Source organism: Burkholderia sp. HI2714 (assembly GCF_002223085.1).
Lineage (GTDB): Bacteria > Pseudomonadota > Gammaproteobacteria > Burkholderiales > Burkholderiaceae > Burkholderia > Burkholderia lata_D.
The window spans coordinates 258262-284123 of sequence record NZ_NKFM01000015.1; the positions used below are offsets into that span (position 1 = coordinate 258262).

26 protein-coding genes and 2 tRNA genes are annotated in these 25862 nt (G+C 68.0%); 10 read left to right on the forward strand and 18 right to left on the reverse strand.

All coding sequences use genetic code 11. The features are described from left to right. Positions 1–74 precede the first annotated feature (74 nt). Entirely contained in the window at positions 75–1463 is a 1389-nt protein-coding gene (gene norM, locus CFB82_RS05765; RefSeq protein WP_089483566.1) for a multidrug efflux MATE transporter NorM, read from the reverse strand. Between the two features lie 135 nt (positions 1464–1598). After that, complete coding sequence (locus CFB82_RS05770) at positions 1599–1817, reverse strand: RNA-binding S4 domain-containing protein (RefSeq protein WP_006486208.1); 219 nt, start codon at positions 1815–1817, stop codon at positions 1599–1601. 270 nt (positions 1818–2087) lie between these two features. Between CFB82_RS05770 and CFB82_RS05775 the strand changes: the two genes are divergently transcribed. Next, the gene (locus CFB82_RS05775; RefSeq protein ID WP_069247457.1) at positions 2088–2489 is read left to right on the forward strand and encodes a hypothetical protein; all 402 of its coding nucleotides are present in this window, start codon (positions 2088–2090) and stop codon (positions 2487–2489) included. 124 nt (positions 2490–2613) lie between these two features. Here the strand turns inward: CFB82_RS05775 and CFB82_RS05780 are convergent, their stop codons facing one another. The 8 genes from CFB82_RS05780 to fdxA all read right to left on the reverse strand — a co-directional run bounded on the left by CFB82_RS05780 (position 2614) and on the right by fdxA (position 6987). Further along, on the reverse strand, positions 2614–3399 hold the full coding sequence (locus tag CFB82_RS05780; protein WP_089483567.1) for a DUF4088 family protein: 786 nt from the start codon (positions 3397–3399) through the stop codon (positions 2614–2616). Between the two features lie 161 nt (positions 3400–3560). After that, positions 3561–3899, reverse strand: coding sequence for an AzlD domain-containing protein (locus tag CFB82_RS05785; protein ID WP_069247459.1), 339 nt, complete (start codon positions 3897–3899; stop codon positions 3561–3563). Next, complete coding sequence (locus tag CFB82_RS05790) at positions 3896–4663, reverse strand: AzlC family ABC transporter permease (RefSeq protein WP_089483568.1); 768 nt, start codon at positions 4661–4663, stop codon at positions 3896–3898. Before CFB82_RS05790 ends, CFB82_RS05785 begins: the two co-directional genes overlap by 4 nt. Positions 4664–4766: 103 nt before the next feature. After that, the gene (locus CFB82_RS05795) at positions 4767–5666 is read right to left on the reverse strand and encodes an AraC family transcriptional regulator (RefSeq protein ID WP_089483569.1); all 900 of its coding nucleotides are present in this window, start codon (positions 5664–5666) and stop codon (positions 4767–4769) included. A 62-nt stretch (positions 5667–5728) separates the two neighbouring features. Beyond that, positions 5729–6214: a CreA family protein gene (locus tag CFB82_RS05800; protein WP_089483570.1), complete on the reverse strand. Its 486-nt coding sequence runs from the start codon at positions 6212–6214 to the stop codon at positions 5729–5731. A 119-nt stretch (positions 6215–6333) separates the two neighbouring features. After that, positions 6334–6409: transfer RNA gene (locus CFB82_RS05805), tRNA-Asn, on the reverse strand. A gap of 75 nt (positions 6410–6484) precedes the next feature. Then, a tRNA-Asn gene (locus CFB82_RS05810) sits at positions 6485–6560 on the reverse strand. A gap of 103 nt (positions 6561–6663) precedes the next feature. Continuing rightward, a complete protein-coding gene (gene fdxA, locus CFB82_RS05815; protein WP_011351384.1) occupies positions 6664–6987 on the reverse strand; it encodes a ferredoxin FdxA in 324 nt (107 codons plus the stop codon). Between the two features lie 322 nt (positions 6988–7309). On the opposite strand from fdxA, the gene pncB reads away from it, so the two are divergent. From pncB to rmuC, 5 genes are all read left to right on the forward strand, one after another. Continuing rightward, on the forward strand, positions 7310–8509 hold the full coding sequence (gene pncB / locus CFB82_RS05825) for a nicotinate phosphoribosyltransferase (protein WP_089445191.1): 1200 nt from the start codon (positions 7310–7312) through the stop codon (positions 8507–8509). A gap of 88 nt (positions 8510–8597) precedes the next feature. Beyond that, positions 8598–9260, forward strand: a complete 663-nt coding sequence (locus CFB82_RS05830; protein WP_089483571.1) for a LutC/YkgG family protein — start codon at positions 8598–8600, stop codon at positions 9258–9260. A gap of 43 nt (positions 9261–9303) precedes the next feature. After that, positions 9304–10734 carry a sodium:proton antiporter gene (locus CFB82_RS05835; protein ID WP_089483572.1) on the forward strand — a complete coding sequence of 477 codons (1431 nt, stop codon included), beginning with the start codon at positions 9304–9306 and terminating at the stop codon, positions 10732–10734. Positions 10735–10815: 81 nt separating this feature from the next. Next, positions 10816–11805: a 2-hydroxyacid dehydrogenase gene (locus CFB82_RS05840; RefSeq protein ID WP_069249244.1), complete on the forward strand. Its 990-nt coding sequence runs from the start codon at positions 10816–10818 to the stop codon at positions 11803–11805. Further along, a complete protein-coding gene (gene rmuC, locus CFB82_RS05845) occupies positions 11802–13280 on the forward strand; it encodes a DNA recombination protein RmuC (RefSeq protein WP_069247466.1) in 1479 nt (492 codons plus the stop codon). Before CFB82_RS05840 ends, rmuC begins: the two co-directional genes overlap by 4 nt. A gap of 90 nt (positions 13281–13370) precedes the next feature. On the opposite strand, the gene CFB82_RS05850 is transcribed toward rmuC, so the two are convergent. The 6 genes from CFB82_RS05850 to CFB82_RS05875 form a co-directional block, all read right to left on the reverse strand. Next, entirely contained in the window at positions 13371–13856 is a 486-nt protein-coding gene (locus tag CFB82_RS05850; RefSeq protein ID WP_089483573.1) for a GNAT family N-acetyltransferase, read from the reverse strand. Beyond that, on the reverse strand, positions 13853–14128 hold the full coding sequence (locus CFB82_RS05855) for a hypothetical protein (protein WP_006401288.1): 276 nt from the start codon (positions 14126–14128) through the stop codon (positions 13853–13855). The genes CFB82_RS05850 and CFB82_RS05855 overlap by 4 nt, the downstream gene beginning before the upstream one ends. A gap of 41 nt (positions 14129–14169) precedes the next feature. Next, positions 14170–15468, reverse strand: coding sequence for a molybdopterin molybdotransferase MoeA (moeA, locus tag CFB82_RS05860; protein WP_089483574.1), 1299 nt, complete (start codon positions 15466–15468; stop codon positions 14170–14172). 105 nt (positions 15469–15573) lie between these two features. Beyond that, the gene (mobA, locus tag CFB82_RS05865) at positions 15574–16191 is read right to left on the reverse strand and encodes a molybdenum cofactor guanylyltransferase MobA (RefSeq protein ID WP_089483575.1); all 618 of its coding nucleotides are present in this window, start codon (positions 16189–16191) and stop codon (positions 15574–15576) included. A 28-nt stretch (positions 16192–16219) separates the two neighbouring features. Next, positions 16220–17332: a GTP 3',8-cyclase MoaA gene (gene moaA / locus CFB82_RS05870; protein WP_089483576.1), complete on the reverse strand. Its 1113-nt coding sequence runs from the start codon at positions 17330–17332 to the stop codon at positions 16220–16222. A 131-nt stretch (positions 17333–17463) separates the two neighbouring features. Continuing rightward, a complete protein-coding gene (locus CFB82_RS05875; RefSeq protein WP_089483577.1) occupies positions 17464–20589 on the reverse strand; it encodes an Rne/Rng family ribonuclease in 3126 nt (1041 codons plus the stop codon). 725 nt (positions 20590–21314) lie between these two features. On the opposite strand from CFB82_RS05875, the gene CFB82_RS05880 reads away from it, so the two are divergent. From CFB82_RS05880 to CFB82_RS05895, 4 genes are read left to right on the forward strand one after another with little or no spacing between them, the layout of a single operon-like run. Then, complete coding sequence (locus tag CFB82_RS05880; protein WP_039348433.1) at positions 21315–22319, forward strand: RluA family pseudouridine synthase; 1005 nt, start codon at positions 21315–21317, stop codon at positions 22317–22319. A gap of 5 nt (positions 22320–22324) precedes the next feature. Then, the gene (locus CFB82_RS05885; RefSeq protein ID WP_089445199.1) at positions 22325–22984 is read left to right on the forward strand and encodes an HAD-IA family hydrolase; all 660 of its coding nucleotides are present in this window, start codon (positions 22325–22327) and stop codon (positions 22982–22984) included. Then, on the forward strand, positions 22981–23382 hold the full coding sequence (locus CFB82_RS05890; RefSeq protein ID WP_043181955.1) for a Rieske (2Fe-2S) protein: 402 nt from the start codon (positions 22981–22983) through the stop codon (positions 23380–23382). Before CFB82_RS05885 ends, CFB82_RS05890 begins: the two co-directional genes overlap by 4 nt. Before the next feature lie 12 nt (positions 23383–23394). Further along, positions 23395–24387, forward strand: a complete 993-nt coding sequence (locus tag CFB82_RS05895) for a S49 family peptidase (RefSeq protein WP_089483578.1) — start codon at positions 23395–23397, stop codon at positions 24385–24387. A 57-nt stretch (positions 24388–24444) separates the two neighbouring features. Here the strand turns inward: CFB82_RS05895 and CFB82_RS05900 are convergent, their stop codons facing one another. Together CFB82_RS05900 and CFB82_RS05905 are read right to left on the reverse strand one after the other, a co-directional pair. Further along, complete coding sequence (locus CFB82_RS05900) at positions 24445–25167, reverse strand: SAM-dependent methyltransferase (RefSeq protein ID WP_069247474.1); 723 nt, start codon at positions 25165–25167, stop codon at positions 24445–24447. After that, positions 25164–25796 carry a Maf-like protein gene (locus tag CFB82_RS05905; RefSeq protein WP_089483579.1) on the reverse strand — a complete coding sequence of 211 codons (633 nt, stop codon included), beginning with the start codon at positions 25794–25796 and terminating at the stop codon, positions 25164–25166. The genes CFB82_RS05900 and CFB82_RS05905 overlap by 4 nt, the downstream gene beginning before the upstream one ends. Positions 25797–25862: the final 66 nt, after the last annotated feature.

The window sequence follows — 25862 nt, forward strand, 5'->3', positions numbered from 1 at the left end:
CGCCGCTTGCGCGGCGTCTCGAGGTCTTCAACCGACTAGCATAGCGCCGGCCCGGAATTCGCGTCTTGTCGCGCTTAGTGCGGTGACGTCACGAGCGACGCGCTCTTCAGATGGAAGCGCCACGCCATCAGCACGGCCACGCTGGCGAGGCCGGCCGCGAGGCCCCACCAGAGGCCGCGGGCGCCGAGGCCCACGTGGAACGCGAACCAGTAGCCGGTCGGAAAGCCGATGCCCCAGTAGCCGAGGGTCGCCGCGAGCATCGGGATGCGCGTGTCCTTCAGGCCGCGCAGCGCACCCGACCCGACGGTCTGCGCACCGTCGACGATCTGGAACACCGCGGCGATGCCGAGCAGCGACGCGGCGAGCGACACGGTGGCCGCGTTGGCCGGATCGTCGAGGTTCAGGTACAGGCCGACGATCGCATGCGGCGCGACGATCAGCACGATGCCCGACAGCGTCATGAACGCGACACCGAGGCCGAGTGCGACGAAGCCGGCATGCCGCGCGGCGACGGGCGCCCCTGCGCCGACCCAGTAACCGACCCGCACGTTGGCGGCCTGGCCGATCGCGAGCGGCACCATGAACGCCACCGACGCGACGTTCAGCGCGATCTGGTGGGCGGCCAGCGACGTCGCGCCGAGCACGCCGACCGTCAGGCCGGTGGCGAGGAACAGCGTCGACTCGACTCCGTATGTGATCGCCACGGGCCAGCCGATACCGATCAGTTCGCCCATCATCGGCAGCTTCGGGCGTGCGGCCGTGACGAAATGGCGGAAGCGTTGCCGGCCGTGGAGCAGCCAGATCAGGGCGAATGCGGTGAGCCAGATCGTGATCGTCGTTGCGACGGCCGAACCGAGGAAGCCGAGGCGCGGCAGCCCGAACGCGCCGTGGATCAGCCCGTAGTTCAGCACACCGTTGACACCGACACCGCCGATCGATACCCACAGCAGCCGGCGCGCCGCGCCGATCGCCGGCAGGAATGCACGCATCAGCCCGACGCCGATCAGGCTGCCGAGCGCGGCGAAACGCAGGATACCGGTGTATTCGCCGACGTGATGCGCGAGCAGCGGCGGCTCGTGGAACATCAGCAGGATCGGTTCGGACAGCGACAGCGCGATGATCGCCGGAATCGCGAGCAGCACGGACAGCGCGAAGCCGGTCCAGTAGATGTGCGGGACGCGCTCGTCGGCCTTCGCGCCGCGCGCGTGCGCGACGCTGACGCTGACCGACGACAGCACGCCTTGCAGCACGGTCACGATGACGAAGAAGAAGTTCGCGCCGAGCCCGCCCGCTGCGAGCGAATCGGGGCCGAGCGAGCCGAGCAGCACCGTGTCGGTGACGCTCATCGCCATCTGCGAGAGCTGCGCGATCGCGAGCGGCGCGGCGAGGCGCGCGGTATCGGCGGCATGACTGGACAGGGACGGCGGCGCGGCGGCCGTCCGCGTAAGACCGGAATGCGACATGGAATGGGCGCTCGCGCGGGTGCGGGCCCGCGCTATATGTATTTATTTTGAGAGACGGTTAGCTTACGGCTTTATTCGAACGGTGTCGAACGCGCGCGCCGATGGCCATGTCGCAGGCAGGGGGAACCGTCGGCCCTAGGCTTCGCGCACGGCAATGCGCGTGTCGCCGAGCAGGACGACCTGGCCCGCGCGGATCTTGCAGGTCTTGCGCAGCTCGACCGCGCCGTCGACTTTCACCGCGCCGGACGCGACGATCAGCTTCGCGGTGCCGCCGCTGTCCGCGAGGCCGGTGATCTTGAGAAGGTTGTGCAGCTCGACGTATTCGCCGGTCAGCGTGAAATCCAGATTGGGCATGACGAAGAAGGTGCGCAAAGCGCGGGAGGAATCGCCTCGCATCATACGGCACCGCGGGCCGGCGCGCGAGCGCGGCCGGCCGCCGCCCGCAGTTGTTAGGGAGTGTGAGCCATTCGTCAGCAAATGAAACGGTGGGTAACAGTCTGAGAGATTCGAGAACCGGCCGCGCGGGCCGCGGGTCTTCTGTCGTACCTGCTGCGTGTTGCGGCGGGGGACGCAACGGACCGCATCGCTGCGGTTCGGGCTCACAACTTCCTGAGGAGAATTGCCATGTCCAAGATTCGTACGATGCTGATCGGTGCCGCGTTGACGGCGTTCGCCACTTCGGCCGCATTTGCCCAGACGGGCACCGCGGTGCAGGGCGCAGCCGGTGCCGGCGTACAGGCGCAGACGCCGGCGGCAGGTGCCGGTGCCGGCATGCAGGGTGGCGCGGGCGCGAACGCGTCGGGCAATGCGGCAGGCGGTGCAACCGATGCAGTCGGCGCGGCAGCCGATGGCGCGAAGGAGTCGGCGTCGTCGGCCGTCCACTCGGCCAAGAAGCACACGAAGCATGCCGCGAAGTCGGCCAAGAGCCATGTCGGCTCGGCCAAGGCGAAGGCTGGCGAAGCGACCGAAGGCGGTGCGTCGGTCGGCGCGGAAGGCGGTGCATCGGCCCAGGGCGCCACGCAGTAAGCGGTGGCCGGCGCCGCGCGACGCTCGTCCTCGACGGCGCGTCGCGACGGTGGCCCTCCGACGGCCCGGTTCGCGTGGCGCGAATCGGGCCGCTTTCATCTGTCGATGCGATCGGGGCGCGCCGTTAGGACCGCCGTTGGCTTTGCCCTTGGCCCTGCTGACCCTGCGCCGGCCGCGCGGCCGTCGGGGTGAATACGCTGCGCAGCCATGCGGCGAGCCGGGCGAAGACGTCGTACGGTTCCTCGACGAAGATCTCCGGCTTCAGCAGCCGCAGGTACTCCATGATCTGCTGCGCTTCCTGCTTCTGGAACGAGCCGTGCGCGAGCCCGAGCCGCAGCAGCCCGCGCAGTTCGCCGAGCTTGTCGCGCGCGGTGCTGCCGACGCTCATCTCGCACGCGAGCTTGGCCTCGTAGACCCGTTGTCGCAGCGATTCCGCGAGCCGCCACGCAGGCGTCTGCATCAGTTCCTCGAGCGTCTGGATGTCTTGCGCCGCCCCCTTGATCTGCGAGGCGAGCGGATCGATCAGCGACGGGTCGCCCTGCGCTTCGGCGACGATCGCTTTCGCCCAGTCGCGGCAAGCCTTCGCGAGTTCGTCGGGGGTCCATTCGGAGCGCGACGCGAAGCCGAAGCCGAATTCGCCGGCCTGTCGCATCAGGATCGCGACGACGTCCGGAAATTCCTTGTCGAGCGTGCGTTTTGCCCACGCGTACTGACCGCCCTGCAGCATCCGCTGCACCGCGTGTTCGGTCAGCGGCACCATGTTGTCGAGCAGCTTGGCGCGCAGGAAATCCTCGAACGACGGCGTCGCGAACTGCGGGTCGAGTTTCAGCGACACGCGGACGAACGCGTCGTAGTCCTTGCGCAGGGACTCGAGCGTGTCGTCCTTGAGGGAAAGGGTGATCTGGCCCATGAATCGTCTCGATGGCGGCCCGTGCCAGCCGGCGGCCGGCACGGCGCACCGGGACGGGCGCAGCGTCGACTGACCGGTGCGCGCCGAGGCCGGTGGCGGGTATTCATTCCCTATATCGGCGTGCCGGGCGGAAACTTGAGCGCGCGTGACCGAGCGTTTGCTCAGGCGGGCAGCCAGTGGGGCAGCACGACCCCTTGCCAGAAAAAGAACACCGCGAGCCCTGCCGCGATCGTCACGAGCGGGCGGCGGGTGGCGGCCGACACGAGCACGGCGGCGAGCGCGCCGACGAGCTGTGGATTGCGCCAGGTCAGCTCGGCCGCGCCGCCGTGCGGCGAGACGGCCATCGGCACGATGATCGCGGTCAGCACGGTGACGGGCACGAAGCCGAGCGCGGTCCGCACGAGCGGCGGGAAGGTCAGCCGTTCGCCGAACAGGAACAGCGTCGAGCGAATCGCGTACGTGATGACGGCCATCCCGAGAATCAGCAGCGCGTAGCTCACGATGCAGCCTCCGTGCGCGAGCCGGCGCGCGTGCGTTCGTGCAGCAACGTGAGCGCGACACCGATCGCGACGCCGGCCGCGACCGCGCCGAGCAGCCCGAGCTTGTACGGCCAGCCCTGCCAGAAGTACGCGAGCGTGCCGGCCGTCACGGCTGCCGCGAAATAGCGCAGCGTGCCGAGTTGCGGGACGACGATCGCGATGAAGGTCGCCGCCATCGCGAAGTCGAGGCCAAGCGACTGCAGGCCCGGGAATGCCGCGCCGAAGCCGATGCCCGCGAGCGTCCAGACCTGCCAGTTCAGGTACATCGCGAGCCCCGAGCCGAAGAAGTAGTGGGGGCCGATCGCGCCCGGCGGGAAATGCCGGTAGTGCGCATAGGCGACCGCGAACACCTCGTCGGTCATCAGTGCGCCGAGCGTCGCACGCCAGCGCAGCGGCAGGTGTGCGACGTAGGGCGCGAGCGTCGCGCTGTACAGCAGGTGACGCAGGTTCACGATCAGCGTGGTCGCGAGCACGACGACGAAGCTCGCGCTGCCCGCGATCAGGCCGAGCGCGATGAACTGCGCGGAGCCCGCGAACACGGCGAGCGACATCAGCGCGCCATGCCATGCGGCGAGCGGGCCGCCGCCCACGAGCGTGCCGAAAATCACGCCGAACGGGGCGGCGCCGATCATCATCGGGATCGTGTCGCGTGCACCGTCGAGCCATTCGTTCAATGGGCGGCGGGCAGGCGATGCGGGTATCGGATTCAAAGGATGCTCCTCCATGAGCTGGAGGATAGCGGGCAGGGGGTGTGCCGGCTTGTATGTTCTTGCGCTCGCCGGATGGGCGATGCCGGCGGTATCGCGATGGCGGGTCGGACGCTGCGCGTCAGCTCGCCTGCCAGCGCCCGGGCGGCACGCCGAACATGCGTTTGAAATGCCGTGTGAAGTGGCTTTGGTCGACGAAGCCGCTGGCCGCCGCGACGTCGGCGACGGGCACGCCCGCGCGCAGCGGCGCGAGCGCGCGCTGCAAGCGCAACTGGTTGCGCCACGCATGCGGCGGCATGCCGGTCGTGCGGGTGAACAGGCGCGCCGCGTGGAACGGTGACAGGCCGACTGCCTGCGCGACTTCGTCGAGCGTCACCGTGCACACGAGGTCGGCGGCGAGACGCTCGCGCATCGCGTCGACGCGTGGTTCGTCCGCTGCGAGCGGCGCCGGTCGCGGCAGTGCGTCGGCATGGCGCACGATCAGCGTCGACAACGCGTCGAGCATTGCCGTTTCGGCGGCGAGCGGATCGTAGATGCGCGGTGCGCCGCTCGCCGGATCATGAGCCGGCTGCCGGTGCGTCTGCAAGGGCAGTGCGCGCTCGCTGCCGGCCTCCATCATCCGGTGCGCCAGCGTGAGCCGGGCCGCAAGATCGGCGTCGCGAATCACGTCGGGCGCAAACCATGGAGCATCCTGCGGGCGGCCGGCGATCGAACAGGTGAGTTCGCGAATGAATTCGACCGGCATGTAGCTGACGCGATAGCACCAGCCTTCGTCGGCCGCGCGCGACCCCGTATGCACCTCGCCGGGATTGATGACGGGCACGGAGCCGGTTTCGGCGACATAGCCGCTGCCGCGATACGTGTAGCGTTCCGCACCTTCGAGAATCACGGGGATCGTGTACGCGTCGTGCCAGTGGGGGGAGAAAGCGTGATCGCGATAGGTGGCCGTGAGGAGATCCGCATCCGGCAGCAGCGGCGTGCGCCAGTAGCGTGCGGAATCGGGAAGGCGGGTGGCGGACATGATCGGGCGCGGAAGCGGTCGAATCGACAGTGTATCGCTCGCGCGCCCGGCAGGCGCGGGCTTTACTTGACCGGAATCGTCGTGCCCGCCGGCATCGGTACCGCGGTGACGGCGTTCTTCGGGCTGCCGCTGACGATGCGGTCGCTGTAGGTCAGGTAGACGATCGTGTTGCGCTTGGCGTCGACCACGCGCACGACGTGCAGGGTCTTGAAGATGAACGACATGCGCTCGCTGAACACGTCGGTCTGCTGCTTGAGCGGCTCCTTGAAGCTGATCGGGCCGATCTGCCGGCATGCGATCGACGCTTCGCTCGGATCCTCGGCGACGCCGAGCGTGCCCTTGATCCCGCCGGTGCGGGCGCGCGACACGTAGCAGGTCACGCCGTTCACGATCGGATCGTCATACGCCTCGACGACCACGCGATCGGAGCCCGTGACGCGGAAATGGGTGTTGACGCTGCCGACTTCCTCCGCGTGCGCGAGCGGTGCCGCGGCGAATGCGGCAAGCAGGAGGGCGAAGGGGGCTGAGCGGAGGAGGCGGTGCTTCATCGACGGAACCGGATGCGAATGCGGGACAGAGACTCTAGCATGCGCGCGACCGGGCGATGAAAGCGGAATGGCGGGCCGGAAAAACAAAAGGCCCGTCGAATGACGGGCCTTTCGCTATTTGGCTCCCCGACCTGGGCTCGAACCAGGGACCTACGGATTAACAGTCCGGCGCTCTACCGACTGAGCTATCGGGGAATAAATCGGTACATCTGCATGCTTGTTTGTCTACCAGCAAAAAGCCCGTCCACTTTCAACGGGCCTTTGCGTTTTTGGCTCCCCGACCTGGGCTCGAACCAGGGACCTACGGATTAACAGTCCGGCGCTCTACCGACTGAGCTATCGGGGAACAAACAACAACAGCAGAGAAACGACATTATATGGAGCGTTGATCAGGTCGTCAACACTTTTGAGCCGCGGCGCACAAAAAAATTTCTGCGGCCGCTGCGCGATCAGCGCTCGAGCAGGTGCAGCTTGTCCTGCACGTCCTTCCACTCGTCCGCGTCGGCCGGTGCCGGCTTGGTCTTCGTGATCGACGGCCAGTCCTTCGCCAGCTCGGCGTTCAGCGCGGTGAACTGCTGCTGGTCGCCCGGAACGTCTTCTTCGGCATAGATCGCATTGGTCGGGCACTCGGCGACGCACACGGCGCAGTCGATGCACTCGTCCGGATCGATGGCGAGAAAGTTGGGACCTTCACGGAAGCAATCCACCGGGCACACATCCACGCAGTCCGTGTATTTGCACTTGATGCAGCCTTCGGTCACAACGTGAGTCATTAAAACGCTCCTGCTTGGCGGTATATATGGGGTGGCGGTTGCGCCAAAACCGGCATTGTAACTGAAGCGCAAAACCCGCATGGCGTGGTCGGCTATCCGGCTTATATCGTTTCGTGATTAGTTTATGGGGGCCGCCCAGGGGGCGCTGAAGGGGCGCGCCAGCGGCAGTGCGTGTCGCGCGTACGCCGGAACTGGCGGTGCGTCCGGAGCGGGGCGGCAGGCGGTTTCACGATGGTCCGGCCCGCATTCGGGTAACATGACCCACAGACCGGGCGGCGCGCGGTGCGCCGGCGCCGGTCACGATATTGGCGCTGCCGTCATCATGATCATCACTTCGCTGCTCGACACGGATCTCTACAAGTTCACGATGATGCAGGTCGTCCTGCATCACTTCCCCGCTGCAAGCGTCGAATACCGTTTCCGGTGCCGCACGCCGGGCGTCGATCTCGTGCCGTACATCGACGAGATTCGCGACGAGGTGCGCGGCCTGTGCTCGCTGCGCTTTTCCGACGTCGAACTCGACTACCTGCGGCGGATGCGCTTCATCAAGAGCGACTTCGTCGACTTCCTCGCGCTGTTCCACCTGAACGAGAAGTACATCTCGATCACGCCGTCGCCGAAGGGCAATGGCGAGATCGACGTCGTAATCGAGGGGCCGTGGCTGCACACGATCCTGTTCGAGATCCCGGTGCTCGCGATCGTCAACGAAGTGTATTTCCGCAATACCCAGCGCGAGCCCGACTATCGCGAAGGCCGCGAGCGGCTGCGCGAGAAGATCAAGCTGCTCGGTGCGAAGCCCGAATTCGCCGACTGCAAGATCGCCGACTACGGCACGCGCCGGCGCTTCTCGAAGGTCTGGCACGAGGAGGTCGCGCTTACGCTGCGCGACGGCCTCGGCCCGCAGTTCGCGGGCACCAGCAACGTGCTGTATGCGATGAAGCACGGCATCACGCCGCTCGGCACGATGGCGCACGAGTACCTGCAGGCCTGCCAGGCGCTCGGCCCGCGGCTGCGCGATTCGCAGATCTACGGCTTCGAGATGTGGGCGAAGGAATACCGCGGCGACCTCGGGATCGCGCTGTCGGACGTCTACGGGATGGATGCATTCCTGAACGACTTCGACATGTACTTCTGCAAGCTGTTCGACGGCGCGCGCCACGATTCGGGCGATCCGTTCGAATGGGGCGAGCGGATGCTGCGCCATTACGAGACGAACCGTTGCGACCCGCGGACCAAGGTGCTCGTGTTCTCGGACGCACTCGACATCCCGAGGGTCATGCAGTTGTACGAACGGTTCCGCGGCCGCTGCAAGCTTGCGTTCGGCGTCGGCACGAACCTCACCAACGATCTCGGCTACGTGCCGCTGCAGATCGTGATCAAGATGGTCCGCTGCAACGGCCAGCCGGTCGCGAAGCTGTCGGATTCGCCGGGCAAGAGCATGTGCGACGACAAGGCGTATCTCGCCTACCTGCGCCAGGTGTTCGGCATCGCGCAGCCGGTCGAGGAAGACGCGTCGAAGTAAGCGCCGGCCGAACGGCCAAAGCTGCGTGGCGGCGAGGTCGGCCGGTATAATCCGACGGTATCGCCCGCCAACGTCACGAGGACCGTTCATGGACACTTCCGCTGCCCGTCGCCAGATCCTCGCGCGCATTCGCGCGGCGCAGGGGCGTACGGCCGAACCCGATTCGGCCGAGCGCGACGGCGTTGCCGACTATCTCGCCCGTCATCCGGAAGGCCCGCGCCCGCCGGCGCCGGCCGATCTCGTCGCGGCATTCGTCGACGAAGCGGTACGCCTGTCGACGACGGTCGACGAAGTCGCGACGCTTGCCGACGTACCGGCCGCCGCGGCTCGCTACCTTTCCGCTCACGGCCTGCCGACGCAGGCTATCGCGTGGCGCACGCTGGCCGATTTCGACTGGGCGGGTGCAGGCCTGTCGGTCGAATGCCGCAAGCCGCGCGACGGCGATCTGGTCGGCCTCACGGGCTGCTTTTGCGCGACTGCCGAAACGGGCTCGCTGGTGCTGCTGTCCGGCCCCGACACCTATGCGTCGGCCGGCCTGCTGCCGGAAACGCACATCGCGATCGTTCCCGCGTCGCGGATCGTCGCCGGTCATGAAGACGCCTTTGCGCTGATCCGCTCGGAGCGCGGCGAATTGCCGCGCGCGGTCAACTTCGTATCGGGCCCGTCGCGCACGGGCGACATCGAGCAGACCATCGTACTGGGCGCGCACGGCCCGTACCGCGTTCACGTGATCGTCGTACGGGGCGCATGACGCGCCCGCTGCATCCACTACCACTCGAACAAGGAAGTTCTGCATGAAACGACATGCCGCCTGGGCGGGCATGGCGTCGGGGATCGCGCTTGGCGCCGTCCCCGCGCTTGCATCGGCCGCAACGCTCGACGGTGCCACGCTGTCCGCTCTCTGGGGCATCCCGTTCGCCGGGATCCTGCTGTCCATCGCGCTGTTCCCGCTCGCCGCCCCCGTGTTCTGGCATCACCACTTCGGCAAGATTGCGGCCGGGTGGGCGGTCGTGTTTCTGATCCCGTTCGCGTTCGCATTCGGCGCGGGCACCGCGTTCGGCACGCTCGTGCATGCGCTGCTCGAGGAATACATTCCGTTCATCGTGCTGCTCACCGCGCTTTATACGGTCGCGGGCGGTATCTGCGTGAACGGCAACCTGCACGGCACGCCGAAGCTGAACACCGCGATCCTCGCGCTCGGCACGCTGCTCGCAAGCGTGATGGGCACGACGGGCGCCGCGATGCTGCTGATCCGGCCGCTGCTGCGCGCCAACGACAACCGCAAGCATGTCGTGCACGTCGTGATCTTCTTCATCTTCCTCGTCGCGAACGCGGGCGGCTCGCTGTCGCCGCTCGGCGATCCGCCGCTGTTCCTCGGTTTCCTGAATGGCGTGAGCTTCTTCTGGACGACCACGCACCTCGCACTGCCGATGCTGTTCATCTGCGTCGTGCTGCTGACGCTGTTCTTCGCGCTCGATACGTACTTCTACCGGAAGGGCGGCGAGGAGCGGCCGGCCGTGCTCGACCCGACGCCCGACAGCGACCGGCTGTCGATCGACGGCAAGATCAATTTCGTGCTGCTCGCGGCCGTGATCGGCCTGGTGCTGATGAGCGGCATCTGGAAGCCGGGCATCGCGTTCGACGTGTGGGGCACGCACGTCGCGTTGCAGAATCTCGTGCGCGACGTCGCGCTCGTGGGCGTGACGCTCGCGTCGCTCGCGCTGACGCCGCGTTCCGCGCGCGAGGGCAACGCGTTCAACTGGGCGCCGATCGAGGAAGTCGCGAAGCTGTTCGCGGGGATCTTCGTGACGATCGCGCCGGTGATCGTGATCCTGCGCGCCGGTGCCGACGGCGCATTCGCGCAGATCGTCCATCTCGTCACGGGGCCGGACGGCAAGCCGATCGACGCGATGTACTTCTGGGCGACCGGCATCCTGTCGTCGTTCCTCGACAATGCGCCGACCTATCTCGTGTTCTTCAACCTCGCTGGCGGCGATGCGCAGTCGCTGATGACGACCGGCGCGTCGACGCTCGCCGCGATTTCCGCGGGCGCGGTGTTCATGGGCGCGAACAGCTATATCGGCAACGCACCGAACTTCATGGTGAAGGCGATCGCCGAATCGCGCGGCGTGAAGATGCCGAGCTTCTTCGCGTATCTCGGCTGGGCGCTGGTCGTGCTGATACCGGTATTCCTGCTCACGTCGTGGATCTTCTTCACGGCGTAAGCTGACGATTTTCAACCTAGAGCGGGTGGTTCCATTGGCGCACGGCGCGCTGCGATCCGCCCGCGGCATGCGGAGATGGCGATGCAGAAGATCCTGGTCGCGCGTCCGATCTTTCCGGACGTGATCGAGCGGCTCAAGCAGTATTTCGACGTCGACTGGAACAACGGCGACGCACTCGCTCCCGACGCGCTTGCCGCGCGTCTGGCCGACAAGGACGGCGCGCTGACGGCCGGCGATCCGGTCGGCGCGGCCGAGCTCGCGGCAGCGCCGCGCCTGCGCGTCGTGGCGAACATGGCGGTCGGCTACAACAATTTCGACATGGCCGCGTTCAACGCGGCGAACGTGCTCGGCACCAACACGCCCGACGTGCTGAACGAGTCGACCGCCGATTTCGGCTGGGCGCTGATGATGGCCGCGGCCCGCCGGATCGCCGAGTCCGAGCACTGGCTGCGCGCCGGCCACTGGCAGAAGTGGGCGTACGACGGGTTCCTGGGCAACGACATCTACGGCTCGACGCTCGGCGTCATCGGGATGGGGCGCATCGGCCAGGCGCTCGCGCGCCGCGCGCGCGGCTTCGGGATGCAGGTGATCTATCACAACCGGTCGCGGGTCGCGCCCGAGATCGAGGCGGAGCTGAATGCCGAATACGTGTCGAAGGACGCGCTGCTCGCCCGCGCCGATCACGTCGTGCTCGTGCTGCCGTACACGAAGGAGAACCATCACACGATCGGCGCGGCCGAGCTCGCGAAGATGAAGCCCACCGCGACGCTGACCAACATCGCGCGCGGCGGGATCGTCGACGACGCGGCGCTGGCCGTCGCGCTGCGCAACGGGACGATCGCCGCGGCCGGCCTCGACGTGTACGAAGGCGAGCCGACGGTCCATCCGGCGCTGCTTGAGGTGCCGAACGTCGTGCTGACGCCGCATATCGCGAGCGCGACCGAAAAGACGCGCCGCGCGATGGCGAACCTCGCCGCCGACAACCTGATCGCCGCGCTGGGCGAGGGGCCGCGCGCGGGGCAGCCGCCGAATCCGATCAACCCTGACGTGATCGGGAAGCCGCGCGCATGACGATGACGTTGTTGCTTGCGGCGGTCGTCGTGCTGGCCGTCGCGCTTGCGGTGGCGATCGTCGCGCTCGTGCGTGGCAGTGGCCGCCACGACGATGCGGCGATACTGGGCGACCAGATCGAGGACGCCGCGCATGCGCAGGCGCGCGCGGTCGAGCGGCTCGAACGCGAATTGCGCGGCGAGATCGTCGAGAACGCGCGCGGTTCGCGCACCGAGCTGGCCGGCAGCTTCGCGCAGCTTCAGCAGACGCTCGCCGCGCAACTGACGAGCGTGGCCACTGTGCAGAACAACCAGATCGAGGGTTTTGCACAGCAGCTCGGCAAGCTCGTCGCCGGCAATGCGCAGCAGTTCGACGCGATGCGCGAGAGCGTGCAGCGCCAGGCGCAGCAGGCGCGCGAGGAGCAGACGGGCGCGCTCAGGCTGTTCGGCGACACGTTGAACCGGCAGCTCACGCAACTGACCGAAGCGAACGACCGCCGGATCGGCGAGGTGCGCGCGACGCTCGAGCAGCGGCTCAAGGAAATCGAGACGAACAACGCGGCGAAGCTCGAGGAGATGCGCCGCACCGTCGACGAGAAGCTGCACGCGACGCTCGAGCAGCGGCTCGGCGAATCGTTCAAGCTCGTGTCGGACCGGCTCGAGCAGGTGCATCGCGGGCTCGGCGAGATGCAGACGCTCGCGGCAGGCGTGGGCGACCTGAAGAAGGTGCTGACCAACGTGAAGACGCGCGGCACCTGGGGCGAAGTGCAGCTCGAGGCGCTGCTCGAACAGATGCTGACGCCCGAGCAGTACGCGAAGAACGTCGCGACGGTGCCGAAGAGCAGCGAGCGCGTCGAGTTTGCGATCCGGCTGCCGGGGCGCGAGGCCGGCACGCGCGACGCGCCGCCCGTGTGGCTGCCGATCGACGCGAAATTCCCGCGTGAAGACTACGAGCGGCTGATCGACGCGCAGGAGCGTGCCGATGCGGTGGCGGTCGAGGAAGCGGCCCGCGCGCTCGAAGCACGCGTGCGGCTGGAGGCGCGCACGATCGCCGAGAAGTACGTCGCGCCGCCGCACACGACCGATTTCGCGCTGTTGTTCCTGCCGACTGAGGGGCTCTATGCGGAGATCCTGCGTCGCCCGGGGCTGACCGACCTGCTGCAGCGCGACTATCGCGTGACGGTCGCCGGCCCGACGACGCTCACCGCACTGTTGAACAGCCTGCAGATGGGTTTCCGCACGCTCGCGATCGAGCAACGGTCGAGCGAGGTGTGGCAGGTGCTCGGGGCGGTGAAGACGGAGTTCGGCAAGTTCGGCGACGTGCTCGCGCGCACGAAGTCGCAGCTCGAAACGGTCACGCGCTCGATCGAGGCCGCCGAGCAGCGCACGCGCGTGATGAACCGCAAGCTGAAGCAGGTCGAGGCGTTGCCGGGCGATACGGCGGCAGGGCTGCTCGGTGCGGAAGGGGCCGACGGTGCCGATGCGGACGACGCATGACGCATATGGCCGACATCGGCCGGAAAGCAAAAACGGGCGCCGCGGCGCCCGTTTTCTTTTGACGCGATGGCCGGCGAGGCCGGCTCGCGGTCAATGCCCGGCGAGCGTATCCAGTGCGTCGCCCGTGACGCGAACGATGCGCCAGTCGGGCAGCACGGTTGCGCCCATCTTTTCGTAGAAATCGATCGCCGGCTGGTTCCAGTCGAGGACCGACCATTCGAAGCGCCCGCAACAGCGCTCGACGGCCAAGGCTGCGAGGTGACGCAGCATCGCGGTGCCGAGACCGGTGCCGCGCTGCGACGGCTGCACGTACAAGTCCTCGAGATAGAGGCCGCGACGGCCGAGGAACGTCGAATAATTGTGGAAGAACAGCGCATACGCGACGATCGCGCCGTCGTGCTCGGCCACCCTTGCCTCGGCGGCAGGCTGCTCGCCGAACAGCGCGTCGGCGAGATCGGCCTCGGTCGCGACGAACAGGTGCGTGAGCTTCTCGAACTCGGCCAGCTCGCGCATCAGCGCAAGGATCGCGCCGACGTCGCGTGCTTGGGCCGCGCGGATCAGCGGTGTGCCGCTCACGCTTCTTCCGGCGGGTCGGACAGCACGATCTCGATGCCGCCGAAGCGCGATGCGACCCAGTTGTACGCGTGGCATGCGATCCACAGCAGCACGAAGCCGAGGATGGCGTTCAGCAGCAGCGCGCTCAGGATCGTGCTCAGTTCGACCATCCCGTAGCGGACGTACGCGACGAGAATGCCGAGCAGCACGATCGGCACGCTGAACGTCAGGTAGACGAGGATCAGCGCTTTTGCGGTCTGCCCCGCGGCGATCGACGAAATTTGTTTCTTCATGTGCGGATTGCCCCCGTAGAAATATACCGATAGTGTGGAATTCAGATCAGGCCGTCGAGCGGCAGGATGTCGACCGGGGTGCCCGCGTCGACTGCCGCGGTATCGTGGCCCAGGACGATGAAACAGTTGGCGGCCGAGAGGCCGCTCAGCGACGCGGAACTCTGCGAGCCGGCCGGTGCGACGTGCCAGCGGCCGTCAGCGGCGCGCGTCGCGATGCCGCGCAGGTAGTCGGTGCGGCCCGGGCGCTTCTTCAGCGCTTGCGTGCTGAGTGCCGTATGCATCGCCGGCGGCTGGGCCTGCGCGCCGGCCAGCGTCAGCAGCGCGGGGCGCACGATCGCGTAGAACGTCACGGCAGACGCGACCGGGTTGCCGGGCAGCCCGAAGAACAGTGCGTGACCGGCGCCTTCGGCCGCGCGCGCGAGCGTGCCGCACGCGAGCGGCCGGCCGGGACGCAGCGCGAGGCTGGCGAACGTCACGTCGCCGAGCCGTGCCATGACGTCGCGCGTGAAGTCGGCTTCGCCGACCGATACGCCGCCCGACGTGATCACCGCGTCGGCCTGTGCGGCGACCGCGCCGCGCAATGCGGCTTCGAGCGCGGCCGGGTCGTCACGGACGATCCCGAGATCGACCGCGTCGACATGCAGCCTTTCGAGCATCGCGATCAGCATCCCGCGGTTGCTGTCGTGCAGTGCGCCGGGGCCGAGCGGCTCGCCGGGCTCGCGCAGTTCGTCGCCGGTGGAGAACACGGCGACGCGCACGCGCCGGCGCACCGAAACCTCGGTGACACCGAACGACGCGAGCAGGCCGAGATCGGACGGCCGCAGGATGCGGCCTGCGGCAAGCGCGCACGCGCCGCGCGCGAGATCCTCGCCGGCCTTGCGGCAGTTCGCGCCGCGCGCGATGTCGTGCGCGGCGAAGTGGATCGTGTCGCCGTCGACGCGCACGCGTTCCTGCGGAATCACCGTGTCGCAGCCGGCCGGCATCGGCGCGCCCGTCATGATGCGCACGCATGATCCGGCCGCCACCGCGCCGTCGAACGGATGGCCCGCGAGCGCGGTGCCGGCGACCGTCAGCGCGACCTCCGCTTGCTGCGATGCGCGCGAGCCGGTGCGCCCGTCGAACGCATAGCCATCCATCGCCGAGTTGTCGTACGCGGGAATGTCGAACGGGGCGTTCACGTCGGACGCGAGCACGCGGTCGAGCGCATCGCGCAGCGTCACCGTGTCACACGCGTCGACCGGCATCGCGAAGCGGCACGCGAGCGCCTGCGCGTCGGCCAGCGACAGCGGGGCATCGGAATCGGGTGCGGATCGGGGGGCGGGCGAGGATTGCGTGATCATCAGTCGGACTGCGCCGCAAGGCGTATCGGGTTCGTGGCCGGTGGCGCGAGGAGGGTGCCTGGGCGCGGGTTTCGCGTGCGGCGGGCAGGAACCGCACGGGTGCCGTCAGCGGCGGGCCAGTGCGGCGAGTTCCTGCCAGGAGTTGGCATTGTAAAACGCACGCTCGTCGTGAAACTCGACTTCGACCGTCTTGTGGCGTGCGTACCACGCACGCACCTTGCGGTCGCCGGCGGCGAGCCGGGCGGCGAGATCGTCGGCCAGCGATGTGCGCAGCAGCGCGAACGTCGGCTGCGGCGAGCGCACGTGTTGTGCGTCGACGGTCACCGCCATGGCGATGTCGGCCTGCTGCGCGTCGAGCGCCGCCTGCAGCCGTGCGACGAGGTCGGCCGGCAGATAGGGCGTATCGCATGGCGAGCACGCAACGAGTGGCGCGCGTGCCGCCCGCATACCGGCGAGCAGGCCCGCGAGCGGGCCGGGGAAATCGGGGGTTTCGTCCGCGACGATGCGCGCGTCGAATGGCGCACCGAGTTCGGCATAGCGATCGGCATGGCGATTCGCGCTGATCAGCGTCTCGTCGACCTGCGGCGAGAGCCGGCGCAGCACGTGCAACGCGAGCGGCGCGCCGTCGAGCAACTGCAGGCCCTTGTCGACGCCATCCATGCGTGTAGCACGCCCGCCTGCGAGCAGCAGGCCGGCGATCGAGGGGGAGGCGGAAGCGGGCATGGTAAGAGCGCGGGAAGGGCAGCGTGCGTCAGCCGCCGATATACGACATCTCGACCCGCTTGCCGGCGCCGTCGGGCGCGGCGTCGGCCGACGCGCTGCCGCGCAGCTGCGAATAACGGTCGGTGCGGGCCTGCCAGATGCGGGCGATCGCGGTCGCGATCTCGGCGTCGCTCGCACCGCCGCGCACGAGCGCGCGCAGGTCGTGGCCGGTCGACGCGAACAGGCACAGGTACAGCTTGCCTTCGGTCGACAGCCGCGCGCGCGTGCAGTCGCCGCAGAAGGCCTGCGTGACGCTCGAAATCACGCCGATCTCGCCGCCGCCGTCCGCATAGCCCCAGCGCTGCGCGGTTTCTGCCGCCGTGTGCGGATCGAGCGGCACGAGCGGGAAGTGTTCGGCGATCCGTGCGATGACGTCGGCCGATGGCAGCACCTCGGTCATGTTCCAGCCGTTCGATGTGCCGACGTCCATGTATTCGATGAAGCGCAGGATCACGCCGGTACCGCGGAAACGCTCGGCCATCGGCAGGATTTCGCTGTCGTTGGTGCCGCGCTTCACGACCATGTTGACCTTGACCGGCGCGAGGCCCACGGCCTGGGCCGCGAAGATGCCGTCGAGCACGTCGGCGCTCGCGAACTCGGCATCGTTCATGCGCTTGAACAACGTATCGTCGAGCGCGTCGAGGCTGACCGTCACGCGCGTGAGCCCGGCGTCCTTCAGCGCGCGCGCCTTGCGTGCGAGCAGTGAACCGTTGGTCGTGAGCGTCAGGTCGAGCGGGCGGCCGTCATGCGTGGTCAGGCGGGCGAGGCGCTCGATCAGGAATTCGAGATTCTTGCGCAGCAGCGGCTCGCCACCCGTGATGCGGATCTTCTCGACGCCATGTGCGACAAAGAGTCGCGCCACGCGTTCGATTTCCTCGTGCGTGAGCAGCGCGCTGTGCGGCAGGAACGGGTAGTCCTTGTCGAAGACGGCGCGCGGCATGCAGTACACGCAGCGGAAGTTGCAGCGATCCGTCACCGAAATGCGCAGGTCGCGTAGCGGCCTGGCGAACGTGTCGGCCAGCGTGCCGTCCGGGGCGTGCGCGACGCCGGAGACGTCCGGCATCCCGCTGACGTCGGCGAGGGGAATGATGCGTTGGGACATGTTGAAAGAAGTGCGAACCAGACCTCTATTTTAGCCGCAAGCGGCGGGTCGGTCCGGTGGGCGGAAACCCGCAGCGCGGACATGAAAAAGCCCGCCGGAGGCGGGCTTTTCCTGGTCGGACGATGCGTCGATCAGTGATGCGTCGTTTCGACCTGCTGCATCGGGGCCGTATCGACCGGCGGCAGCGCCTTGCGTTCGCGCGGCACGCGAGCCGGACGCGGGAGGCGCGACGCGGCTTCCTGCGCAGCGGCGAACTTGTCTGCGTCCGTGTTCACCCAGACGAGACCGGCCTGCTCCAGCACGGTATCCAGGCTCGCCGAAGCGGGCTCGGCTGCCGGTTGGGCCGGAGCCGGTGCCGGTGCCGGTGCGGCGGCGGCCTCGACCGGCGCCGCTTCGACATGGGCCGGCTCCGCAGCCACCGGAGCGGCTTCGGTCGTCACGGCGGGCGCGGCCTGCTCGACGGGTGCCTGCTGCGGCGCCGCGACGGCGACAGGTGCTGCCGGCACTTCGAACGCGTCGGTCGGCGAAACCGCGACCGGAGCCGGACCGGCTTCCGTATCGACGGCCGGCGCGACCGGTGCCGGTTCTGCCGCCTGGGCGACCACTGCCGCTTCGACCGGCGCTGCTTCGACGTGTACCGGTGCCGGCTGCGGCTCGACAGCGGTCGGTGCTGCCGGTTCGGCATGGCGCTCGACCACGGCTTCGGCGACGACGGCGCTTGCCGCGGCGGCTGCCACGACGACTGCCGGTGCGGCCGTGTGGGCCGGTTCGGCAGCAGCCGGTGCTTCCGGCGTCACGGCTTGCACCGTCACTTCGCCTTCTGCGCCTTGCTCGGCGTGGTCGACGACTGCGCCGTCTTCCTCGCGCTCGCGACGACCGCCGCGGCGGCCGCGACGGCGACGGCGACGTTCCTCGCCATCACGCGCGCCGGCTTCCGCATCGGCTGCCAGCTCGGCGCCGGGCAGGGCTTCTGCGACGGCCTTGTCGGCTTCCGGTTCCGGATGGGTTTCGCCACGGGTGACGGTTTCCAGCGTGGCCGCATGCTGGGTCGGCTTGCGGCGCTCGCCGCGTTCGCGACGTTCCTGGCGCTCGCCACGACCCGCTGCTTCGACGCCTTCCGGCTGCTCGACACGCTCGCGCGGTTCACGCGGTTCGCGGCTCTCACGCGGTTCGCGCGGCTCACGGCTTTCACGCGGCTCGCGGCCTTCGCGCGGGCTACGGCCCTCGCGACCTTCGCGGTTCTCGCGACCTTCACGCGGTTCGCGGCCTTCACGCGGCTCGCGAGCCTCACGCGGTTCGCGCACTTCCTTGCCTTCGCGCTCCTGGCGTTGCGGCTGGCCACGGCCTGCCGCGACCTGGTCGCGGCCGCCTTGCGCCTGCTGGGCGCCGCCGCGACGGTTGCGGTTGCGATCGCCGCCGCGTTCGCCGCGTTGCTCGGACTTCTCGGTGCGTTCGCCGCGAGCCGGACGGGCTGCCTGCTCCTTCGCCGGGGCCGGAGCAACCGGTGCGGGCGCGGGCGCCGGCGATACGCCGAACAGACCTTTCAGCCAGCCGATGAAGCCGCCGCTGGCCTGCGCGACAGGCGCGGGCGCTGCAACCGGTTCGACCGGGCGTTGCGGTGCCGGGCTCGGGGCCGGACGCTCGGGCGTGATGCCCTTGACCGCGGCTTCCTGCTTCGGCTTCACTTCGGCCGCGCGCTTGCTGTAGCCGGTTTCCGACTCGAGTTCGCGGGCGGCTTCCTCGGCCATCTTCCAGGACGCGCGCGGGTCGTCGAGACGTGCGTCGTCGTGGCGCAGGCGCTCGAGCTTGTAGTGCGGCGTATCGAGGTGCTTGTTCGGGATCAGCACGATGCCGACCTTGAAGCGCGACTCGATCTTGTTGATTTCCTGACGCTTTTCGTTGAGCAGGAAGGCGGTCACCTCGACCGGCACCTGGCAGTGGATCGCCGCGGTGTTTTCCTTCATCGCTTCTTCCTGAATGATCCGCAGGACCTGCAGCGCGGACGATTCGGTATCGCGGATGTGACCGGTGCCGTTACAACGCGGGCAGGTCACGTGGCTGCCTTCCGACAGGGCCGGACGCAGGCGCTGGCGCGACAGTTCCATCAGGCCGAAACGGGAGATCTTGCCCATCTGGACGCGCGCGCGGTCATGCTTGAGCGCGTCTTTCAGGCGCTGCTCGACTTCGCGCTGGCTCTTCGCCGATTCCATGTCGATGAAATCGATCACGATCAGGCCGCCGAGGTCGCGCAGGCGGAGCTGGCGGGCGACTTCGTCGGCCGCTTCGAGGTTCGTGCGGGTCGCCGTTTCCTCGATGTCCGCGCCCTTGGTCGCACGCGCCGAGTTCACGTCGATCGCGACGAGCGCTTCGGTGTGGTCGATCACGATCGCGCCGCCCGACGGCAGCGGCACCGTGCGCGAGTACGCGGTTTCGATCTGGTGTTCGATCTGGAAGCGGGAGAACAGCGGGACGTCGTCGTGGTAGCGCTTCACCTTCGCGACGTTGTCCGGCATCACGATGTCCATGAATGCGCGGGCCTGATCGTGGATTTCGTTCGTGTCGATCAGGATTTCGCCGATATCGGGCTGGAAATAGTCCCGGATCGCGCGGATCACGAGGCTCGATTCCAGATAGATCAGCATCGGCTGGCCGGGGTTGCCGCTTTGCGACGCCGCTTCGATCGCGCGCCACAGTTGCAGCAGGTAGTTCAGGTCCCACTGCAGTTCCTCGGCGCTGCGGCCGATGCCCGCGGTACGGGCGATCATGCTCATGCCGTCCGGGATCTGCAGTTGCGCCATCGTTTCGCGCAGCTCCTGACGCTCGTCGCCTTCGATCCGGCGCGACACGCCGCCGCCGCGCGGATTGTTCGGCATCAGCACCAGGTAGCGGCCGGCGAGCGAGATGAACGTGGTGAGGGCAGCGCCCTTGTTGCCGCGCTCTTCCTTCTCGACCTGGACGATCAGTTCCTGGCCTTCGCGCAGCGCATCCTGGATGCGCGCGGAGCGCATGTCGATGCCGTCCTTGAAGTACTGGCGGGCGACTTCCTTGAACGGCAGGAAGCCGTGGCGGTCCTCGCCGTAGTTGACGAAGCACGCTTCGAGCGACGGCTCGATACGAGTGATGACACCTTTGTAGATATTGCCTTTGCGCTGTTCGCGCCCGGCGGTTTCGATGTCGATGTCGATGAGCTTTTGCCCATCGACGATGGCGACGCGCAGCTCCTCCTGCTGCGTCGCATTGAACAGCATGCGTTTCATGAACGACTCCAGGCGGCTCTGCTGGCGGCGCCTCGCGGTTGTCAGTCGCGAGGGCGGGAACGACGGCAGGCCGCGCCTTGTTGTGTTGTCACGAGCACGCTGGAGCGGGAACGATGGCGGGGAGAATTGCCTGAAGAGGCGCTTGGGCCCGAAAGACGGGGCCGGCGGCCATAGGGCACCTGCGAACACGGCTTCAAAGCACGGCGTCCACACACCGCACGCTGTCAAAGCGCGCTAAGCCTGAGGCCGGGCACTGCCGCGGGGCGCGTCGTCGTGCGACGCGCGTGCCAACGGGCGGCAGATGCTGCGGCTCGGGCCGCAGCGGGGAGTATCGAATCCAGCCCGACTTTCCCGCCTGGGGTGTACTTCCCTGGTTTGACGTCGCCAGGCCCCGCACGCTTCGCGGGGCCAAATCGGGCGCAACGCCGTAATTTTCGCAACCGGCAGCCTGCGCGGACGCACTTCGCGCCGTCGGGCTGCCGATCAAATTCTTTTCAACCAACTTTCCGTTACCGCGGCGCCTTGCCGACCGAATCCGCCTGTGGGCGCGATCCTTGCCGACGGGCGGCGCCGTGCGTGCAACTTGCTGCTTCTCTTTAATTAGGGGCGAGCAGCAGACCCCCGGCGCAAGTAAAATAACGGTTTGCGCTTGCGCCTTGCCCGGTTGGTCCGGGCCGGCCGGTGAGGCCGCCCGCAACGTCTGGCTGGGCAAAATTATATTCAGTATGAACGAGTTAGGCAAAATATCCCAGAATTCGGTCGCAAGCGGCCAGGTATCGATGATCGAGATCGACGAAAACTCGGCCGGTCAGCGTATCGACAACTTCCTGTTGCGCGTCTGTAAAGGCGTGCCGAAAAGCCATATTTACCGGATCCTGCGCAGCGGCGAAGTGCGCGTGAACAAGGGCCGGGTCGATGCGCAGTACCGGCTCGCGTTCGGCGACATCGTCCGCGTGCCGCCCGTGCGCGTGGCCGCCGCCGACCTCGCGCGTGCCGAAGCCACCATCGTGCCGCCCGCGCACTTCGACGTGCTGTTCGAGGACGACGCGATGCTCGTCATCAACAAGCCAGCCGGGGTTGCGGTCCACGGCGGCAGCGGCGTCGCGTTCGGCGTGATCGAGCAGATGCGCCAGGCGCGCCCGCGCGCGAAATTCCTCGAACTCGTGCACCGGCTCGACCGCGAGACGTCCGGGATCCTGATGCTCGCGAAAAAGCGCACGGCGCTGGTGGGCCTGCATGAACAGATTCGCGAGAACAAGATGGACAAGCGCTACTTCGCGTGCGTCCACGGTGAATGGCAGTCCGACTGGGGGCGTCGCCGCGCGGTGAAGGCGCCGCTGTTTAAGTATTCGACCCCGGAAGGGGAGCGCCGCGTGCGGGTGCAGGACGACGGGCTGCCGTCGCACACGGTGTTCAACCTCGTCGACCTTTGGCCCGAGTACGCGCTCCTCGAAGCGGAACTCAAAACGGGTCGGACCCATCAGATCCGTGTGCACCTCGCGCATCTTGGCCTGCCGATCGCCGGCGACGCCAAGTATGGCGATTTCGCATTGAACAAGGCGCTGGCGCGCGCGAATGCGCAGCCGTCGTTGAAACGGATGTTCCTGCATGCGTACCGGCTGCGGCTCGCCCACCCGCTGACCGGCGAGGCGCTGCAGTTCGATGCGCCGCTGCCGGACGAATGCCGGCGCTTCCTCGATCAACTCAGCGCACTGCGCGATACCGCCTGAACCGCATGGCTCGACAGCAATTTGACCTGATCGTCTTCGACTGGGACGGTACGCTGATGGATTCGACTGCGCACATCGCGCACAGCATCCAGGCGGCATGCCGCGATCTCGGTCTGCCCACGCCGTCCGACGAGGCGTCACGCTACGTGATCGGCCTCGGCCTGCGCGATGCGTTGCAGATTACGGCTCCGACCCTCGATCCGTCCGACTATTCGCGGCTCGCCGAGCGCTACCGCTATCACTATCTGCTCGACGACCAGCGCATCGAGTTGTTCGCCGGCGTGCGGGAACTGCTCGCCGAGCTGCGCGACACGGGCTATCTGCTCGCCGTTGCAACCGGCAAGGGGCGAGTCGGGTTGAACCGCGTGCTCGACCAGTCGAAGCTGACGAGCCTGTTCGATGCGACGCGCTGCGCCGACGAAACCTTCTCGAAACCGCATCCGGCGATGCTGCACGAACTGACCCGCGAATTGGGGCAGGACCTGTCGCGCACCGTGATGATCGGCGACACGACACACGACCTGCAGATGGCCGCGAGTGCCGGGGCGGCCGGCGTCGGCGTCGCGTACGGCGCGCACACGGCCGACGCACTGGCTGCGCTCGCGCCGCGCTTTGTCGCGCCGGACGTCGGCGCGCTGGCCGCGTGGCTGCGGGAGCACGCATGAGCGCGGCGCCGGACGCCGTGCGCGTGTGCGCATCGGATGCCCTGGCCGACGGCGGCGCCGGCGTGCGCGTCGACGCGACGCTGCGCGGCGAGCAGGCCGTCGTGTTCTTCGTGCGCTACGAGGGCCAGGCATACGGCTACCTGAATCGCTGCGCGCATGTGCCGATGGAACTGGACTGGGCCGAAGGGCAGTTCTTCGAATCGTCGGGCCTCTACCTGATGTGCGCGACGCATGGCGCGATCTACGAGCCGAACACCGGCAAGTGCGTCGGGGGCCCGTGCCGGGGTGGCCGCCTGCGGCCGGTCGAGGTCGACGAGCGCGACACGTCCGACGGGCGTGCGGTATTCTGGGTGCCCGACGCCGACCTGCGTCCCGCCGTTCCCGCCACGACCGACTAACGACAACCCTGCATGGCCGACCAACCGAATTCCCCGGATTCTTCCGCCCGTCCCGACAGCCGTGAACCGAACTGGGAGCGCGCGGCGCTCGAGCGGATCGCGCTCGCGGCCGTCAAGGAGCAGCGCGCGGCGCGGCGCTGGAAGATCTTCTTCCGCTTCGCGTTCCTCGCCGTATTCGTGCTGTTCGCGTTCGCGCTGATCGATTTCTCGAGCGATTCGAAGTTCTCGTCGAGCGGGCGGCATACGGCGCTCGTGACGATCGACGGCGAGATCGCGGCTGGCGTCAACGCAAACGCCGAGGACATCAACACGGCGCTCGACGCCGCGTTTGACGACGACGGCACGGCCGGTGTCGTGCTGCGGATCAACAGCCCGGGCGGCAGCCCGGTGCAGGCTGGGATGGTCTACGACGAGATCCGCCGGCTGCGCGCGAAGCATCCGGATAAGCCGTTGTATGTCGTCGTGACCGACATGTGCGCATCGGGCGGCTATTACATCGCGTCCGCGGCCGACAAGATCTTCGTCGACAAGGCGAGCATCGTCGGGTCGATCGGCGTGCTGATGGACGGGTTCGGCTTTACCGGGCTGATGGGCAAGCTCGGTGTCGATCGGCGCCTGCATACGTCGGGCGAAAACAAGGGCTTCTACGACCCCTTCTCGCCGGAAACGCCGAAGATGGACGCGCATGCGCAGGCATTGCTCGACCAGGTGCACGCGCAGTTCATCAAGGCTGTGAAGGATGGCCGCGGCAAGCGGCTGCACGAGACGCCCGACATGTTTTCGGGCCTGTTCTGGACCGGCGAGAAGAGCGTCGAGCTCGGGCTTGCGGACGGCTACGGCACGACCGACACGGTCGCGCGCGACGTGCTGAAGGCGCCGGATCTCGTCGACTATACGGTGAAGGAAAGCCTGACGAACCGCGTCGCGCGCAAGTTCGGCGCGGCCGTCGGCAGCGCCGCGATGAAGGCGCTGACGGCCGGCGGCGCGTCGGTCAGCCTGCGCTGACTGGAGGCGGGCGGGCCGCGATGGCCCGCCGTTCACTGGGCGGTTCGCCTGCCGCGTTCAGTTCGCCAGCAGCAGGAAGATCGCAGGGCGCTTGTGCAGATTCGGCGCAGGCGCCTTTTTCCAGTCCGCAACGGTACGGCTCGCGATCGTCTCGGTCGCGAGGGTCAGGTCGGCCGCGACGCAGATCTGCGTCGACGGCGCGCAGGTCGCGACGAGCGTATCGAGCATTGCCTGATTCCGGTACGGCGTTTCGATGAAGATCTGCGTCTGGCGCGCCTTGCGTGACAGTTGCTCGAGTTCGCGCAGGCGTTTGGCGCGCGCGGCCGCGTCGACCGGCAGGTAGCCGTTGAACGCGAAGCTCTGGCCGTTCAGGCCCGATGCCATCAGCGCAAGCAGGATCGAACTCGGCCCGACGAGCGGCACCACCTTCACGCCGCGCTCGTGCGCGCGGCGCACCAGTAAGGCACCGGGGTCGGCGACGGCCGGGCAGCCGGCTTCGGACACGAGGCCGGCGTCCGCACCGGCCAGCACGGGCGCGAGCAGCCGGTCGATGGCGCCGGCCGGTGTGTTGACGTTCAGTTCGCTGATCTCGATTTCCTGGATCGGGCGCGTCGTGCCGATCTTCTTCAGAAATGCACGTGTCGTCTTCGCGTTCTCGCCGATGTAATAGCCGAGCGTGCCGGCGCGCGCCTGCACGGTCGCGGGCAGGACGGCCGCGAGCATCGACTCGTCGCCTTCGCCGAGCGTGTTCGGGACGAGGTAAAGCGTGCCGGCGGTCATGCGCGGTCTCCACGGGTGGTTGCAAACAACGGATAGTCGGCGGCGCGCAGCATGCGCGTGAGCGCGATCAGCGGCAGGCCGACGAGCGCGGTCGGATCGTTCGAGTCGATCGCGTCGAGCAGCGCGATGCCGAGCCCTTCGGACTTCGCGCTGCCGGCGACGTCGTACGGCGTTTCGGCGCGCAGGTACGCGTCGAGTTCGGCCTCGGGCAGCGAGCGGAAGCGCACGTGCGTGACGATGTCCTCGACCTGTGCTTCGCCCGTCCGGCTGTCGTACAGGCAGAGCGCGCTGTGGAATTCGACTTCTCGGCCCTGCATCGACACGAGTTGTGCGAGCGCACGCTCATGGGTGCCGGGCTTGCCGATCTGGAGGCCGTCGAAGGTCGCGACCTGGTCCGACCCGATCACGAGCACGCCGTCCGGCGCGTCGATGGTGGCGGCGACGGCGCGCGCTTTCGCGCCGGCGAGCCGCAGGGCGGTCGCGGCCGGCATTTCGCCGTCGTGCGGGGTTTCGTCGAGGTCGGGCGACACGACGTCGAAGGGGAGGCCGAGGCGCTCGAGGAGCGCGCGGCGGTAGCGTGAACTGGAGGCAAGAATCAGCCGCGGCGGGCGGCAAACGGTATCCGGCATGGTCGGTTGGATCGGTGAGTCGTCGGGTGTTGTATGGCGTTGCGCGGACGCAAGCTTAAGTGATTG